Annotated in this window: 13 protein-coding genes; 7 read left to right on the forward strand and 6 right to left on the reverse strand. The window is 65.3% G+C overall.

Translation table 11 applies throughout. From position 1 onward, the window contains the following. Nucleotides 1-1228 (reverse strand): ATP-binding protein (locus DPV74_RS29765; RefSeq protein ID WP_162923170.1); only part of this gene is annotated, 1228 nt, incomplete at its 3' end. Between the two features lie 92 nt (nucleotides 1229-1320). After that, a complete protein-coding gene (locus DPV74_RS29770; protein WP_059700458.1) occupies nucleotides 1321-1545 on the reverse strand; it encodes a cysteine-rich CWC family protein in 225 nt (74 codons plus the stop codon). A gap of 318 nt (nucleotides 1546-1863) precedes the next feature. On the opposite strand from DPV74_RS29770, the gene argB reads away from it, so the two are divergent. Genes argB through slmA form a run of 3 tightly spaced genes read left to right on the forward strand, consistent with a single transcriptional unit; the run spans nucleotide 1864 to nucleotide 4180 of the window. Further along, entirely contained in the window at nucleotides 1864-2763 is a 900-nt protein-coding gene (gene argB / locus DPV74_RS29775; protein WP_006490510.1) for an acetylglutamate kinase, read from the forward strand. Beyond that, a complete protein-coding gene (locus tag DPV74_RS29780; RefSeq protein ID WP_059700460.1) occupies nucleotides 2760-3551 on the forward strand; it encodes a pyrimidine 5'-nucleotidase in 792 nt (263 codons plus the stop codon). Before argB ends, DPV74_RS29780 begins: the two co-directional genes overlap by 4 nt. Next, entirely contained in the window at nucleotides 3518-4180 is a 663-nt protein-coding gene (gene slmA, locus DPV74_RS29785; protein WP_059700462.1) for a nucleoid occlusion factor SlmA, read from the forward strand. Before DPV74_RS29780 ends, slmA begins: the two co-directional genes overlap by 34 nt. A gap of 87 nt (nucleotides 4181-4267) precedes the next feature. On the opposite strand, the gene DPV74_RS29790 is transcribed toward slmA, so the two are convergent. From DPV74_RS29790 to DPV74_RS29805, 4 genes are all read right to left on the reverse strand, one after another. Beyond that, nucleotides 4268-5329, reverse strand: a complete 1062-nt coding sequence (locus tag DPV74_RS29790; RefSeq protein WP_162923171.1) for a fimbrial protein — start codon at nucleotides 5327-5329, stop codon at nucleotides 4268-4270. Between the two features lie 107 nt (nucleotides 5330-5436). Beyond that, nucleotides 5437-8061 (reverse strand): fimbria/pilus outer membrane usher protein, encoded by a 2625-nt coding sequence (locus DPV74_RS29795; RefSeq protein ID WP_119338489.1) that lies wholly within the window; start codon nucleotides 8059-8061, stop codon nucleotides 5437-5439. 162 nt (nucleotides 8062-8223) lie between these two features. Then, entirely contained in the window at nucleotides 8224-8991 is a 768-nt protein-coding gene (locus tag DPV74_RS29800) for a molecular chaperone (protein WP_119338490.1), read from the reverse strand. A 124-nt stretch (nucleotides 8992-9115) separates the two neighbouring features. Then, nucleotides 9116-9649: a fimbrial protein gene (locus DPV74_RS29805; RefSeq protein ID WP_059700468.1), complete on the reverse strand. Its 534-nt coding sequence runs from the start codon at nucleotides 9647-9649 to the stop codon at nucleotides 9116-9118. Nucleotides 9650-10317: 668 nt separating this feature from the next. On the opposite strand from DPV74_RS29805, the gene DPV74_RS29810 reads away from it, so the two are divergent. From DPV74_RS29810 to DPV74_RS29825, 4 genes are all read left to right on the forward strand, one after another. Further along, on the forward strand, nucleotides 10318-13182 hold the full coding sequence (locus DPV74_RS29810) for an autotransporter outer membrane beta-barrel domain-containing protein (RefSeq protein ID WP_119338491.1): 2865 nt from the start codon (nucleotides 10318-10320) through the stop codon (nucleotides 13180-13182). 309 nt (nucleotides 13183-13491) lie between these two features. Next, nucleotides 13492-14637, forward strand: coding sequence for a homoserine O-acetyltransferase (locus DPV74_RS29815; protein ID WP_059700472.1), 1146 nt, complete (start codon nucleotides 13492-13494; stop codon nucleotides 14635-14637). Then, nucleotides 14634-15242, forward strand: coding sequence for a methionine biosynthesis protein MetW (metW, locus tag DPV74_RS29820; RefSeq protein WP_021156285.1), 609 nt, complete (start codon nucleotides 14634-14636; stop codon nucleotides 15240-15242). The genes DPV74_RS29815 and metW overlap by 4 nt, the downstream gene beginning before the upstream one ends. Before the next feature lie 120 nt (nucleotides 15243-15362). Next, nucleotides 15363-16784, forward strand: coding sequence for an AmpG family muropeptide MFS transporter (locus tag DPV74_RS29825; RefSeq protein ID WP_059675221.1), 1422 nt, complete (start codon nucleotides 15363-15365; stop codon nucleotides 16782-16784). Nucleotides 16785-16914: the final 130 nt, after the last annotated feature.

A 16914-nucleotide genomic window follows, 5' to 3' on the forward strand; every position in this document is an offset into this window, starting at 1 on the left:
GCCCGTTGCCGCCCGCCGCGCGCGGCACGACATCGGACAGTTCGATCTCGCCGCCGAGCCGCGCGGCCGCGCTGAACGCGAGATACAGGCCGACCCCGTGCCCGCCCTGCGTGCTGTCGACCGGCATCGCGCCGAGCGACTCGCGCAGCGCGGCCGGAATGCCGGGCCCGTCGTCGCACACCTCGAATTCGATCTCGTCGGCCGCGCCGGCGTGCGCGACCTTCGCGGCCAGCGTCACGCGCTGCGGGCTCGCGCGCGCGGCGTTGTCGAGCAGGATCGTCAGGATCTGGCCGGCCGCGACCGTATCGTCGAGCGCGACGCCCGCCGGGCGCGCACCGAGCAGTTCGAACTGCACGTGCGGATGCCGCAGGCGCCAGTGCTCGACGAACGTGTCGAGCCAGTCGTCCACCGGCTGGCGGCTCGCGGGTGCGCTCGCGCGGCTGCGCAGGCGCGCGAGCGCCGACGTGCAGAGCGTCATCTGCTCCTCGAGCACCTTCAGGTCGGCTTCGTAGCGGGCCAGCCCCGGATCGGCGCGCGCCGCGTCGCGCAGTTCCTCGGCAAGCATCGCGATCGTCGACAGCGGCGTGCCCATCTCGTGCGCGACGGTGGCGGCCTGCACGCCGAGCGCGACCGCCCGCTCGTCGCGCAGCAGGTGCGCCTGCGCTTCGCCGAGCGCCGCGTCGCGCTGGCGCAGCGCATTCGACATGCGCGCGACGAACCACGCGATCAGCCCGACGCTGACCATGAAGTTCGCCCACATCCCGGTACGGTAGTAGTCGAACAGGTTGGCCGGGTTATCCATGTTGAGCGGCACCGAGTCGAAGCCGAGCGCCGCGTAGCACGCGACCGCGAACGCCGCGAGCCAGATCATCAGGTGCCACGGCAGCACGGCCGCCGCGATCGCGAGCGAAGGCAGGTACAGCGACACGAACGGATTGGTCGTGCCGCCCGACAGGAACAGCAGCGCGGACAACGCGCCGAGGTCGACCCATAGCTGGCCGAGCAGCTCGAAATTGGTCTCGGGCCGCGCGCGCAGCACGCGCACCCAGGTCAGCGCGTTGAAAACGATTTCGAGCGCGATGACCATCAGCATCGCCGGCAACGGCAGATGCACGCCGAAATAGGTCTGCACGACGCCGATCGTCACGAGCTGGCCGATGATCGCGAGATTGCGGAGCCAGAACAGGTGACTGAGGTTGACGCGCCCGGTGGTGGTGATTCGTTGCATCCGGGCAGTTTACCCGTTTAGCGGGCAGCGCCTCTAGCGGGGCCGGATCGGAACGCGGTGAACGGGATGCGCTGCGTGCACGGCCGGTGCCGTCAGCCGGCCGCGCCGGCCATCCGCTGCGCGATCTCGTCGGCCAGGCATTCGGGGCACCGACAGCGCGCGCCGGCAGCCGGTGGCGTACCGCCGGGCAAGACCGGCATCGACGCGCACCAGCATTCGAACGGCTGCGAGCGGGCGCCGCAGTCGAAGCTGCGCCCGCAGTGCGGGCAACGCGCGCGGCGCGGGGCAGAACGGGCGTCGGCGGCGGGATCGGTCATGGCGGAAACGCGGAAGCGGGCGTGAAACCGCCCTACGCGACAAGCATAGCGCGGCGAACGGATTTTGCACGCCGTCCATCCGGCCGACGACCGTCGTAAACGCTCGCGAGCCACCTCGGCGCCGCTACCCGCGCACCGTTGCGCACACCGCCGCCCGAATGGCCGCCCGCATCGCGCCGCGCCATAGCCGGCGGGCCGCCGCGCGCTGTACCCGAGCCGCGCCGCACGTGTTCCGGCCCGTCCAAAAACCCGATGCTGCGCTGCGCCACTCCTGTACAATTCGCCGTGTTTCAACCGTTCCCAGCCAGAGCCGCCGCCATGTCCGAGCCCATCGACCTCTCGCAGATCGCCCCCACGCTGAAAGCAGAAATCCTCGCCGAGGCGCTGCCGTATATCCGCCGTTACCACGGGAAAACCGTGGTCATCAAATACGGCGGCAACGCGATGACGGAAGAGCGGCTCAAGCAAGGCTTCGCGCGCGACGTGATCCTGCTGAAACTGGTCGGCATCAACCCGGTGATCGTCCACGGCGGCGGTCCGCAGATCGATCACGCGCTGAAGAAGATCGGCAAGGCCGGCACCTTCATCCAGGGCATGCGCGTCACCGACGAAGAGACGATGGAAGTCGTCGAATGGGTGCTGGGCGGCGAAGTGCAGCAGGACATCGTGATGCTGATCAACCACTTCGGCGGCCACGCGGTGGGCCTGACGGGCAAGGACGGCGGCCTGATCCACGCACGCAAGCTGCTGATGCCGGACCGCGACAACCCGGGCCAGTACATCGACATCGGCCAGGTCGGCGAAGTCGAGGCGATCAACCCGGCGGTCGTGAAGGCGCTGCAGGACGACGCGTTCATCCCGGTGATCTCGCCGATCGGCTTCGGCGAGGACGGCCTCTCGTACAACATCAATGCCGATCTGGTCGCGGGCAAGCTCGCCACGGTGCTGAACGCCGAGAAGCTGCTGATGATGACCAACATCCCCGGCGTGATGGACAAGGACGGCAACCTGCTGACCGACCTGTCGGCGCGCGAGATCGACGCGCTGTTCGAGGACGGCACGATCTCCGGCGGCATGCTGCCGAAGATCTCGTCGGCGCTCGACGCCGCGAAGAGCGGCGTGAAGTCGGTGCACATCGTCGACGGCCGGATCGAACATTCGGTGCTGCTGGAAATCCTGACCGAGCAGCCGTTCGGCACGATGATCCGCTCGCATTGAGCGCGCGCCGCAAACCCTCCGGCCCCGACCTGCCGGCGTCGCTGCGACGCCGGCGCATCTCCCGCAGCCGGCCGCACGCCGGCTCGCCCGTCTGGCTGTTCGATCTCGACAACACGCTGCACCACGCATCGCACGCGATCTTTCCGGAGATCAACCGCGCGATGACGCAGTACATCATCGACGCGCTGCAGGTCGAGCGCGCCGAAGCCGACCGCCTGCGCACCGGCTACACGCAGCGCTACGGCGCCGCACTCCTCGGCCTCACGCGCCACCATCCGATCGATCCGCACGACTTCCTGCGCGTGGTCCACACGTTCGCCGATCTTCCCGCGATGGTGCGCGCCGAGCGCGGCCTCGCGCACATCATCGCCGCGCTGCCGGGCCGCAAGTTCGTGCTGACCAATGCGCCCGAGAACTATGCGCGCGCGGTGCTGCGCGAATTGCGCATCGAGCGGCTGTTCGAACGCGTGATCGCGATCGAGCACATGCGCGACCGCCGCACATGGCGCGCGAAGCCCGATCACACGATGCTGCGCCGTACGCTGCGCGCCGTGCGTGCCCGTGCGTCCGACGCGATCCTCGTCGAGGATACGCTCGGCCACCTGAAGCGCTACAAGCGCCTCGGCATCGGCACGGTGTGGATCACCGGCCACCTGCCAGGCCACCTGCCAGGCACCGGACGCCCACTTTATGTCGACCAGCGCATTCGTTCGCTAAAATCGCTCCGACTGGGCACACGATCGGGGCGACAAAAATGCAGCCGACTTACCCGCAGGACCAAGCCGTAACCGAAGGCCGGACCACACCTGCCCGCCCGCGCCCGAAGCCGGGCGAGCGCCGCGTGATGATCCTGCAGACCCTCGCGGCGATGCTCGAGGCGCCGAAACCCGAAAAAATCACGACCGCCTCGCTCGCGGCCCGGCTCGACGTGTCGGAAGCCGCGCTGTACCGGCACTTCCCCAGCAAGGCGAAGATGTACGAAGGGCTGATCGAGTTCATCGAGCAGGCGCTGTTCGGGCTCGTCAACCAGATCGTCGCGAAGGAGCCGAACGGCGTGCAGCAGGCGCGCACGATCGCACTGACGATGCTCAATTTCGCCGCGAAGAATCCGGGCATGACGCGCGTGCTGACCGGCGAGGCGCTGGTCGGCGAGGACGAGCGTCTGACCGAGCGCGTGAACCAATTGCTCGACCGGATCGAGGCGACCGTCAAGCAGTGCCTGCGGGTCGCGCGTACCGAGGCGCAAGCACCCGACGGCGCGGCGCCGTTCGCGCTGCCCGCCGACTACGATCCCGCCGCCCGCGCGAGCCTGCTCGTCAGCTATGTGATCGGCCGGTGGCATCGCTTCGCGAAAGGCGGGTTCCAGAAACCGCCCGGCGAGCAGGCCGATGCGCATTTGCGGCTGATCCTGCAGTAAGCGTGGTCGGCGGCAAAACGGTTCATCGTCGCCACGCGCGGTCGACAAAGCGTGCGACACATCGGGCCGCCCTCCGCCAGCGACGCCTCACTGGTAACTGAGCGTGAACGTCATTCGCCCCTTGGCCTTGCCTGCGGTAACGGTCGGCGACGTCTGAATGAATCTGGCGCTCAACGGGATCGAGAAGAAGCCGTTACCTGTCGTGCCGGCATACCACTGATTCTTGTTCCCCGCCACTGACGAGTCGGGCCCGTAGCTGAGCAGCGTCGAATCCTTGAAAACCTGGATGCCCAATCCCTTGGCCGTCGAATCGGACGAGAGATTCAGCGTATTCGACGTGTTGGACTGATACGTGACGTCGGTCAAAGTCATATAGAGCTTCGCATCGACGCTCTCGTCACCACCGGAACAGATCAAGTTGATCGCGAAAGGCTTCAAATCCGAGGTCGAGCCGATCCCGGTGAATTTCTTTGTGGAATAGGTACCGAGATCCACATTTTGCGTCGCCGCAGCAGCCTTACAGGTCGGCGCCTTGATCTGTAAATCACCGGACCATCGATAGCTGACGACTTTGTCCGTCAGAGAGGTCACCGAGTGAAAAGCAAACTCGCCCGACAATCTGCCTTTTCCCGTAATGGGGCCGATTTTGTAAAATTGCAGCATCACGGACGCTTTGTTACCACCACCAACACCTATCTCATATTCCGGATAATACGCATCCCGACTATCTATCGGAAGAAACTTCCCACTGCTCGCTATTTTTACCGCAACGCCTTCAATCCCCGATTGAAACATCTTCTGATTGACACCGTAAGCCGGCAAAGGAGAATGCCAATAAGAAAGGCTAAATATAGGGTACACACATCGAATCCAAAACGGCGGCGGGACATTGTCCGACTCTAGCGTTATGCCGAGTAACAGCGTGCCATCCGGCACATTGGGATTGAATGGCGGTATTTTATTGGCGTCGAAATTGTACTCGGCCGTCTTTAACGGACCAGTCGGATTGATGGTGAAGCAATAAGGGGCTGCGTGCGCGAGACCCGACAGCCCCGACATCATCGCCATCGCAATAATCCATTTCCATTTTTTCATCGCAATTTCTCTATCGATCAACTTGAATGTCTTTCGCGGGGCATCGACCGCCACGATCTTTCCGCGACGCGCCGTGTCTCTTCCAGTCAGCGCCCCGTCGGTGCTGGCGTCGCGGCTTGACGAGCGCGCGGCGCCTGCGACGTTGTCCGCGTAGACGCGTGTTACTCGCCGGGTGCAGCATCCGTTCCATCGGTCGGTGGCTCTGCGCTGCGACAAAGCGCATCAACACGCTGGTAGCTGTCCGATCCCGAATGTTTTTCACGCACCGGCAGGTCATATGTGATGCGGCACCGCGCGTCGGGCTCCTCGCCCCATCTGACCGAGAGTTCGCCGCGATCCTCCAGCCCCCGGGCGAATATCTTGCTGGCCTGCCCGACTATGCCGACACGCTTGCCGTGTACGTCGATCACATCTGCACCGAACGGTAACGGCTTGCCGTTCGACCGCGTGGTGTGGATCACCGCCGAGCGGCCCATTTCGGTTTCATACTTCAGCATCACGATCGCCCCTGCGCGGGGAGCGATCTGCTGACTGGTGGATTTCAATTCGACATCGGTGGACAGCCCCTTCGGATCGATATCGACCGAATTGACGCTATAGGGTGTCAGGTAAGGCACGATCGCGTAGCCACGGCCATCCACTCGCAAACCCGATGAATTGAGGACGCGCGCCCCCTGGGCATTCTTTGCCTCGACGATCCCGAATGTTTCAGAAACCGGCTGCGACAGCGTGATCCCGCCCGGATGCGCAACCAATGCGCCGCGCACGCCGAGCGAGCCTTGCGAATACCCCTTTCCGGTGCCCGCGCTGGCCGAAATATCGGCTACGCGGCCGTGATACAGCGCATTTGCACTGCCCGACGTGCTGCCCTGATCGTTGCCGGAAACGTGGTTGACGTTCACGCCGTACGAAAGATTGCGATCCGCGCCAAGCGAACCCGTCATGGTCGTCCGAACCTGCGTGCTGCCGCTCGTATCGCGTGACACGCTTGAGCTGATGGTGAGCGGGCGATCACGGCCGAGCGGAATCGTCAGACTCGCGTAGTAAAGCGTGCTCTGCCGGCCGAATTGCATCTGCTGCCGCGTCGCCTGGAGGTTCACGCTGATGTTGCGGATCGTATTGCTGTAACCGACCGAGTAGTTGATATCGGAACCGGCGCGATTCCAGTAATTCACCGTCGACGCCGTCAGCGATACGACGCCGCCTCGCTGGCCGAGCGACTGACTGATCGTCGCCTGTGCGCGGTTGCGCGGACGCACCACGTTGCCTCCCGCAGTCAGGCCACGCTTGCTTGCGTCGCGCATCTGCATGGCATTGACCAGGTCAAGGAAGCCGCCGGTCGAATAGCGATAGGCTGCGATGGAAATATCCGAGCCGGTCTGCGGAAGATTCTTCGAGTAACCGATTCGCATGCTGCCGCCCACCATCCGGCCCGATCCCGGAATCAGCGCGTTCGATTGCGTGTAGTCGAAGCTGAACGCACCGACCTTCGTGGCCAGCACGCCGCCCACCAACGCTGTCGCGTAACCCTCGGCGGCCGCCGCACCGACATATCCGGTCAGTGCATTCGTGAAACCGCGCTGCCAGGTCCCCTGGATGAACGGCGGATTGCCGGAGAGCGATGCATCGCGAAGCGTGCCCGCCGTGATGCTGTAACGGCTGATGCCCGGCCGCAACGACAACGGCAGCGCGGCATAGGGCACGCTGAAGGAATGCACGCGGCCGTCCGCCTCGGTAACGTCCACCTTGAGGTCGCCGCCGTACCCTGTCGCATAAAGATCGTTGATCTCGAATGCACCGGGTGCGACGACCGTCTCGTAAATCGTCGCGCCGTTCTGCCTGATCGTCACCCTGGCGTTGCTGTTGGCCACGCCCCGTACGGTCGGCGCGTAGCCGCGCAGCGAGTCGGGCAGCATCCGGTCGTCGCTTGCGAGCCGGGCACCACGGAACGCAACCGAATCGAAGAGTTCACCGGTGGTATACGACTCGCCAAGCGTGAGTTGGGACGACAGGCGCGGCACATCGCGTTGCACGAAAATCCTGAGGCTTTGATATTGCCCCTTGCTCTGCGAACTCCAGTTGTATGAACCGTCATGCCGAAAATGCCACGGGCCGAGGTTCATGCCGGCGCTCAGCCCGACATATCCCTGCGTTTGCGTTTCCGCACCGTGGCTGTTGTACATATAGACATTCGTGTCGTAGCCGAGAAATGCGGCGTTCACCCCGCTATCCCAGTACGCCTGGCCGACATAACCACGCGGATTTCGGCTGAGCGACATTTGCTGGATCGTCAGATCGAGACGTTGCGTGCCGAAATCGAAGTCTGCCTTTGCGCTGTCGATGACCTGTTCTATCGGCAGGCACGCGCCCGGCACGTCCAGCGCCTCGGCGGTTGCGGAGGCGAGCCGGGTCAGATCGACGCCGGTGCGAAGCAGCAGTGACTTGTCAAAGCAGGCGCGCGCATTGCTGCCACGCAATCCGTCCGGCTCCTTGAACGGAACGTCGATACGGCCGACCCAGCGTTCGTTGACGTAAACGTCGACGTTGTATGTACCAGGCAGCACCGTGTCGCCCTTTTCGAAGCGCGAAAGATTGGTCGCCGCGCTGCTGCCAGGCGCGAGAAATTCCTTTTCGAACTCGATCGGCGCGACCATGAATCGCGCATTGCTCGATTCGACTTCAGCGGCCACCACCTGATAAGTGGACAACATCGACAGCACCGCGGCAGAAAGCGGCCGCAGGCGTGGCAGGATACCCTGCGCTTCGGGTTTTACGGTCTTCGTCATGGTGTCACGCACTTCATTACTCGGTGCGCCCGGAGACCGGGCAAAATGCTCCGTTGAAGGCGCGGTTGTGTCTTTCGACGTCGGGAGGCAATTCAGGGAAGGACGGCCGCGTCGATGCGGCCGGTCAGGCACGGCGCGGCATGCGGGCCGCGCCGCCTCGGGTCAGCGTTGCGCCGGGCTCTTGAGCGGGTGCGTGCCCGGCACGCCGGCACCGTAGTCGTTGATGGACAGGTAATCGACTTCGGCGTCGGCATCCGGCTGCCGTGCCAGCCTTTCGATCGGGAAAGTTTGGGACGAGAACGGCGGGACGTAACCGTTTCCGGCGCTATAGCTGCGGCCGCCAGACTTCAGCGTGACCTCACCGAGATTGACGAAATACGGCGTCGGGTTCTCGCCTTTCAGCACATAACCGCCGCCCCCTTCGCTTCGCATAACCGACCATCTCACCTTCCCGGGTGCGTCCAGAGGATCGCCGGACAGCCCCTTCGGTCGGTACATCACCTTGATGCGGGTACGGAAGGCGAATTGCAGGTAGTTCTCGCCGGCTTCCTCATCCGTCGCTTTCGGCGGCACCTCGAGCGCGTTCAGCCAGAACAGCGTTTCCCTGTCCTGCGCAAGCGGTTCCCGGGTATAGATCATGCGGACCGTCTGCCCCTTCTTTGCATCGAGACGGAACATGGTCGGCGTCAACGTGAACGGTACGTCGATCGTCTCAGGCGACGCCTGAACCTCACCCTTGTCGATCCAGACCTGAACGAATGCGGGCCGGTCACCTGCATTCGTCATCTTGATCGACGTTTCACGCTCGGTGCCGCGGAAAATCACGCGCGTGTTGTCGATCACCACGCTCGCGTGTGCACTGTCGATCGCCGCGGCCGCGCTCAGGCCAAGCAGCGCGGCATACAATCCGTTTCTCCACGAAATTTTCATACGCATTCCTATTTAATATGTACTCGCGTCATTCCTGAGAAGCCGTCTCGCGTGACGACGAAACGGCTTGATACGAGAACGCGAAGGGGCGGCGGTGAAATTACCGGCCGCCTACGCGGCGTGCTTATTGATACGTGATCGTGTAGTTCACGCGCGACTTGACCGCACCCGCCGTGGCGTTGCCGAGCGACTGGTACTGTGCGTAGAACTGCAGGTCGGCCTTGCCCGAAGCAAGGCTGACCTTGTCGACGTTCTGCTGACCGATCGGCTTCGATGCATCAATCGGGTCGTAACTGCTGTTGAGCAGGGCAACTTCGACCTTCGTCGCCCCGCCGGCGTCAGGCTTCAGATTGCCGGTGGCCGAATTCACCGTCGGACCGGGCTCGAGGTACGCACTCACGATGCCCGTGGACGGCGTGCAATCGGTCAGGGACAGCTTGAACCCCTGACGACCGGCCCAGGAACCCGGCGCGGCCAGCGTCTTCGTGGACATCGGCGGCAGCGTGACGGTGAAATCCTTGCTGCCGTTATTGATCGTGCAGGTTGCCGATGTCAGCACACCATCGAACTCGACCAATCCGTCCGCGGCGTGCGCGGCGGGGGCAAGCATCAAGACTGAAATACCGGCCAGCAGCATCGGAACAAACGCTTTTTTCATGTCGATAATTGCCTATAAGGTTTAAGGTAAAGTTGAAATGTTCCGTCGCTTTTTTTCAGGACAAATCGATCATCCCCGTTGCCGGCGACGGCATTTCGCTGGGAATTTTCCGAAAAAACACAAGTTCATCACACCCATCGTCGTCCTAATTTATCGTCGGATTTCATCGTAAATGTACGAAAGTTCGTCGATCGACAGGCGTCACGCCATGTTTTATCGCCCACTGTCATCGATACGTAACAATTGATGTCCGGCAGCGGTGCTCCTGCTTACCCTGTCTCGGGAACACACAACACTCGCACCTGCTTTGCCGCACCAGTTGATCGCGGTGCGATCACGCCCCAGCGCCCCGACCGCATCGCACGGCCGATTCACGACATGAATCGGATCAGTCACGGTGACCGTCTCCGTCGCCATTCAGTGCATGGCCCGTACCCGACATGACGGGTACGAACAGCGTGGCGCAATCGGGCATTCGCGATGCCGGTACGGCAACAATTCGGTCTGCAAATTCGAACTCGTCAAATTTCCAAACCCTCTCTCACAAGATACATTTCGCTCGAACATTCAAGCAAAACCGGAGTGAACCAGTGAAATGCAGGCATGTGCTCTTCAAATTTGGCATCGGTGGACATTTCGCCCGCGCGGCGATACTCGCCGGCACGGCGATGTCATTGCCGTCCCAGGCCCAATCTCCCGGCGGTAACGGCCAGCGTGCGGACGGCACCGCGCTCGAAGTCGCGCCCGGCGACTATTCGACGTTCAGCCATGGCGCTCCAGCATTGGCCGCACTCAACGGCGGCACGCTCACTACCGGCGGCAAGACGCGCCTGTTCACGTTCGGCCACGGTTCAAGCGGCGCAATCGCCGAAGGGGCCCGCTCATATATCGAATTGAACAACGCCGAAATCCGCACTCGCGGCATATTCGGCACGGGAATCGATGCGCGCCAGGGAGGCAGCGTGGTGGCGCGACAGCTTTCCATCGATACGGACAATGACAGTGCCCACGGCGCCTATGTCGACGGCGCCGACAGCCACATCGATCTCTCCGACAGCCTGATTGCCACACGCGGCCGTGAAGCGCATGGCGTCGCCGTGCACTATGCGCCGGGCGCCTCCGTGAGCGTCGCCGATACGAAGATCATCACCGGCGGCGAATTCTCTTTCGGCGTGTTCGTGAGTCACGGCGACGTGCGTGCGGCCTTCGATCGAGTCGACATCATGACAATCGGCGACTACGCGTCGGCGCTGTCCAAACCGGGCACATCCACCGTCACGTTCAGCGACTCGCTCCTGCAAACGAGCGGCTATGCCGCGCTCGGCGTGGATGCCCGCGAAGGCCGTGTCGAACTCGCCCGCTCGAACGTGCTCACGCACGGCGAGAGCGCCCATGGCCTGTATGCCTCGAAGGAATTTGCGAACGCGCCCGTCGCACAAGCGATCGATACGTACGTCACCACAACCGGTACGCGCTCGATCGGCGCCATCGCCCGGCTCGGCGGCAAGGTCGCGATGACACGCGGCGGCATCGTGACGAGCGGCGAACGCGCGCGCGGCGTGCTGTCGGCCGGCGCAGGCTCCGTCGCCTCGCTCACCGAGACGAGCGTCGAGACGCACGGCGCCGAAGCCACCGCGTTGCATGCGAGTGTCGGCGGCTCGGTCGATCTGCTGCGCAGCGACGCCCGCACGACCGGCGCCGACGCGTATGGGGCGGCCGTCCATGGCGGCACGCTGACGATCGACGACGGCACGCTCGTCAGCGAGCGCCATGGCGCGATCGACGCATCCGATGCGACGGTCACACTGAAAAACGGCACGCGCGCGATCGGCGGCAACGGCAAGCTGCTGTCCGTCCATGCCGAGTCGGGTGCGCCGGTACGCCTGACGCTCGACGAGCGCTCCCATGCCGCAGGCGACATCGTCAACCACCCGACCGACGACGGCAGTCCGACGCACGCGGTGACGGACGTCGCGCTCACGAACGCGTCCGCGTGGACGGGCGCGACCGACGCGGTTCGCACGCTGTCGCTGGACACGAACAGTCTCTGGACCGTCACCGCGGATTCGTCGGTCGGCTCCGTCGCGCTGAACGATTCGACGATCGCATTCGACGCGCCGGCGGCCCGTGGCGCGCCGACACCGCGCACGCTCGTGGTGACGGGCGACTATGCGGCCCGCAACGGCAAGCTCGTCCTCCATACGACGCTGCAAGACGACGCGTCGCCCAGCGACCGCCTCGTGATCGACGGCGGCCACGCATCGGGCGATACCGGCATCGTCGTGAAGCGCGCGGGCGGCGACGGCGCGGCGACGACCGTCGGCATCCCGCTCGTCGAAACCCGCAACGGCGGCACGACCGATGCATCGGCATTCACGCTCGATGCGGCATCGGACGGCTACCGGAACGGCTTCGGTACGTTGTCGGCAGGCGGCTACGATTACATGCTCAAACGTGGCGGCGATGGCGGGCAGGCGGAAGACTGGTATCTCGTCTCCGCGGCAAAGCCACTGCCGCCGGTCCAGCCCGATCCGCCGATCGTGCCGGAAGTCGTCCCCCCTCCTCCGCGCGCCGCCGCACCGGAACCCGACGCGTATCTGGCAAACGCAGACGCCGCAGCGACGATGGCGATTCATTCGCTGCATCAGCGTGACGATCGTTCGCTACGCGCCGGGGCAACCGGCCCGCTGGACGGCGCCGTGTGGCTGCGCGCCGAGGGCCAGATGACGTCGATGTCGGGCGGCAACCGCAGCGTGTCGGGCAACGGCCGCCTGATTCACGCGGGCGCCGACCTGCTCCGCTTCGACGACGGCCGCGGCGGCAGCGTGCGCATCGGCGCGATGGGCATGTACGGCAGCCAGACGAACTGGTCGACACGCCCGCTGTGGAACCCGATCGAGGGGCGCGTCACGAACGCCACCGCGCGCGGCAGCGTGGCCGGCTACAACGTCGGCGTGTACGGCACGTGGTACGGCAGCCGCGACATCCTGACCGGCCCTTACGTCGATGCCTGGTTCATGTACGGCGCCTACGCGAACAGCGTCGGCGGCAGCCTCGCGGCCGATTCGTATCGGTCGCGCACCGTGACCGGTTCGATCGAGACCGGCTATTCACTCGGGTTCTACGAGCGGGGCGACACGCGGTTCTTCGTCGAGCCCGAAGCGCAGCTCGTCGTGTCCGACTATCGCGCGGACGCGCACGGCACCGCCGGCGGCCGCCTCGACGGCCAGGGCGCCACCGATGTGCTCACCCGCCTGGGCGTACGCGTGCACGGCGTGACCGCGATGTCGCACGGCCGTGAGTTGCGCCCGTTCATCGAGGCGAACTGGTGGCACGGCCCCGGCTCGCGCACGCTGACGCTCGACCGCAATGCTTTCTCGTTCAGCGTCCCGCGCGACCGCGCGGCGTTCCGGGTCGGCGCGCGAGGCCAGGTGTCGAAGCGCTTCGCGATATCGGCGGGCCTCGGGGTGGAGGCGAACCTGTCCGACTATGCGGTGGTCAAGGGCGAGCTGGCGGCGAAGTACCACTGGTGACGGGGCGCGGCCTGCGCCGCCTGCTCCCGCGCAGGCGGTTCCGGCCACCCCGCGCACCTCCCGAATCCGGGTCCCGCAATTTCCGCTATACTCGTCCGACTTGCCGCCTCCCTGGCGGCAGGTCGGAAGCGCGCCGATTTGCTGACTCGATTGCGGGCGCGCGAACCGGCCGGGGCCTTGATGCGTCGCGCGTCGCTCCCCGGCGGTTCACTACAAATGCGGCTAAAGAGGTCGTCAGCCGCGCACCTTCGACTCCGCGCCCCGCCGACACCATTTAGCCGCCCAGTCATATGGCATAAGGCGGAACGAATGGAATCGATCGGCATCGTCGCTCCACAGACCATGCACTTCGCCGAACCGCTGCGCTTGCAAAGCGGCAGCGTGATCGGCAACTATCAGCTCGTCGTCGAGACGTACGGCGAGCTCAACGCCGCGCGCTCGAACGCGGTGCTCGTCTGCCACGCGCTCAACGCGTCGCATCACGTCGCCGGCGTCTACGCGGACGATCCGCGCAGCACCGGCTGGTGGGACAACATGGTAGGCCCGGGCAAGCCGCTCGACACCAACCGCTTCTTCGTGATCGGCGTGAACAACCTCGGCTCGTGCTTCGGCTCGACCGGCCCGATGAGCGTCGATCCGTCGACCGGCACGCCGTACGGTGCACGCTTCCCGGTGGTCACCGTCGAGGACTGGGTGCACGCGCAGGCGCGCGTCGCCGACGCGTTCGGCATCGAGCGCTTCGCCGCGGTGATGGGCGGCAGCCTCGGCGGGATGCAGGCGCTCGCGTGGAGCCTGATGTATCCGGAGCGCGTCGCGCACTGTATCGACATCGCGTCGACGCCGAAGCTGTCCGCGCAGAACATCGCGTTCAACGAGGTCGCGCGTTCGGCGATCCTGTCCGACCCCGACTTCCACGGCGGCGACTATTACGCGCACGGCGTGAAGCCGAAGCGCGGCCTGCGCGTCGCGCGGATGATCGGCCACATCACGTACCTGTCCGACGACGACATGGCCGAGAAATTCGGCCGTGCGCTGCGCCGCGCGGACGGGGCGCTCGACGCGTACAACTTCAGCTTCGACGTCGAGTTCGAGGTCGAGTCCTACCTGCGCTACCAGGGCGACAAGTTCGCCGACTACTTCGACGCGAACACCTACCTGCTGATCACGCGCGCGCTCGACTACTTCGACCCGGCGAAGGCGTTCGACGGCAACCTGACGGCCGCGCTCGCGCACACGCAGGCGAAATACCTGATCGCGAGCTTCTCGACCGACTGGCGCTTCGCGCCGGCGCGTTCGCGCGAGATCGTGAAGGCGCTGCTCGACAACAAGCGCACGGTCAGCTACGCGGAAATCGACGCGCCGCACGGCCACGACGCGTTCCTGCTCGACGACGCGCGCTATCACAACCTGCTCCGCGCGTATTACGAACGAATCGCCATCGAGGTGGGGGCATGAACCAGCAAGCACTGAACTCCCTGTCCGCGCGCGCGGACTTCCGTACGATCGCCCGCTGGGTCGAGCCGCGCTCGACCGTGCTCGACCTCGGCTGCGGCGACGGCTCGCTGCTCGCGCTGCTGATGGAAGAACTAGACGTCACCGGTTACGGCATCGAACTGAACGACGCCGGCGTGCTCGCGAGCGCGAAGAACGGCATCAACGTGATCCAGCAGAATCTCGAGGACGGCCTGCGGCTGTTCGAAGACCACAGCTTCGACATCGCGATCCTGTCGCAAACCCTGCAGACGATCCACCAGACCGCCGCGATCCTGCGCGAAACGGCGCGCGTCGGCCGCGAGTGCATCGTGTCGTTCCCGAACTTCGGCTACTGGTCGCACCGGCTGTCGGTGCTGCACGGCCGGATGCCCGTGTCGAAATCGCTGCCCTACCAGTGGCACAACACGCCGAACGTCCGGGTGCTGACGATCAAGGATTTCGAGGCGCTCGCGCCGGAAGTCGGCGTCACGATCCTCGACCGCGTCGTGCTGCACGAAGGCCAGCCGATTCGATGGGGAGCGAACTGGCGTGGTAGTCTTGCTGTCTACCGCGTCAAGCGCAGCTGAGCCGGGGGGCCGTTGACGGAAGATCCGGCCCGCACGGAGCGTGCGGCCGCCCCTCTCGCGTCGCTCGCACCGCCGCCTGCGCTGCCGCCGCAATCAGTCAACGCTACCCAGTTTCTGTCCATGTCGAAATCGCCACACGAGGCGCCCGCACTCACCGCTCACGAGGATCACCCCGGCTGGCGAGCCTATCTGAACACGCACATGCTGATCTGCGTGTTCCTGGGCTTCACGTCGGGCCTGCCCCTGTTCACGCTCGTCTACCTCGTGCAGGCTTGGCTGCGTTCGGAAGGCGTGAACCTGAAGGAAATCGGCCTGTTCGCGCTGATCCAGTTCCCGTATACGTGGAAGTTCCTGTGGGCGCCGCTGATGGACCGCTACATCCCGCGCCTGCCCGGCTGGCGGCCGGGCCGCCGGCGCGGCTGGATGCTGCTCACGCAGGTGCTGGTCGCGGGCGCGATCGCCGCGCTCGGCTTCGTGTCGCCGCGCGATTCGATCTGGACGGTCGCCGCGCTCACCACGCTCGTCGCGTTCTTCGGCGCGAGTTCCGACATCGTGATCGACGCATACCGCCGCGAGCTGCTGCGCGACACCGAGCAGGGCCTCGGCAACGCGGTGCACGTGAACGCGTACAAACTCGCCGCGCTGATTCCCGGTTCGCTCGCGCTGATCCTGTCCGATCACATGCCGTGGGACGCCGTGTTCGCGCTCACCGGCGCGTTCATGCTGCCGGGCATCCTGATGACGCTGCTGGTGCGCGAGCCCGAAGTGGTCGGCGCGCCGCCGCGCAACCTGCGCGACGCGATCGTGCTGCCGTTCCGCGAATTCATCCAGCGCGACGGCTGGGCCGGCGCGCTGCTCGTCATCGCATTCATCTTCCTGTTCAAGATCGGCGACACGATGGCCACCACGCTGTCGACGTCGTTCTTCCTCGACATCGGCTTCTCGCGCACCGAGATCGGCATCGTCGCGAAAACCACCGCGCTCGTCGCGAGCGTCGCCGGCGGCATCATCGGCGGCGTCTGGCTCGTGAAGATCGGCATCGGCCGCGGGCTGTGGGTCTTCGGCGCGCTGCAGATGGTGTCGACGCTCGGCTTCGCGTGGCTCGCGCAGGTCGGCCCCGGCTCGCCGGTGCTCGCGGCGCTCTACGACTTCACGGTCGCGGCCAGCCATGCGCTCGCGTCGTTCCTGTCGATCTTCGGCTTCGAGGTCACGCCGCATCTGAGCCCGATGACCGTCGCGCTCGCGCTCGTCTACGGCTTCGAAACCTTCACGACCGGCCTGACGATGGCCGCGTTCGTCGCGTACATCGCGAGCACGACCGACCCGCGCTATACGGCCACGCAGTTCGCGCTGTTCACGAGCCTCGCGTCGGTGCCGCGCACGCTCGCGTCGGCCGCGAGCGGCTTCATCGTCGCGAAGATCGGCTGGTTCGACTACTTCATCGTGTGCACCGCGCTCGCGATTCCCGGCATGCTGCTGCTGTTCAGGATCGCGCCGTGGAACGGCGCCGCACGCAACGGCGAGGCCAGCCGTGCGCAGTAACCGCCTGCACCGCCTCGCGCGCGTTGCGGCTTCGTGGAGCGTCGGTGCCGCGGCGCTCGCCGCCGGGTTCGCCGCCCATGCGTCCGACACCGGCGCGACCGCTGCAACCGCCGCGGGCTCCGCGCCGGCC

The organism is Burkholderia sp. HAN2018 (genome assembly GCF_024704855.1).
Classification (GTDB): Bacteria; Pseudomonadota; Gammaproteobacteria; order Burkholderiales; family Burkholderiaceae; genus Burkholderia; species Burkholderia cepacia.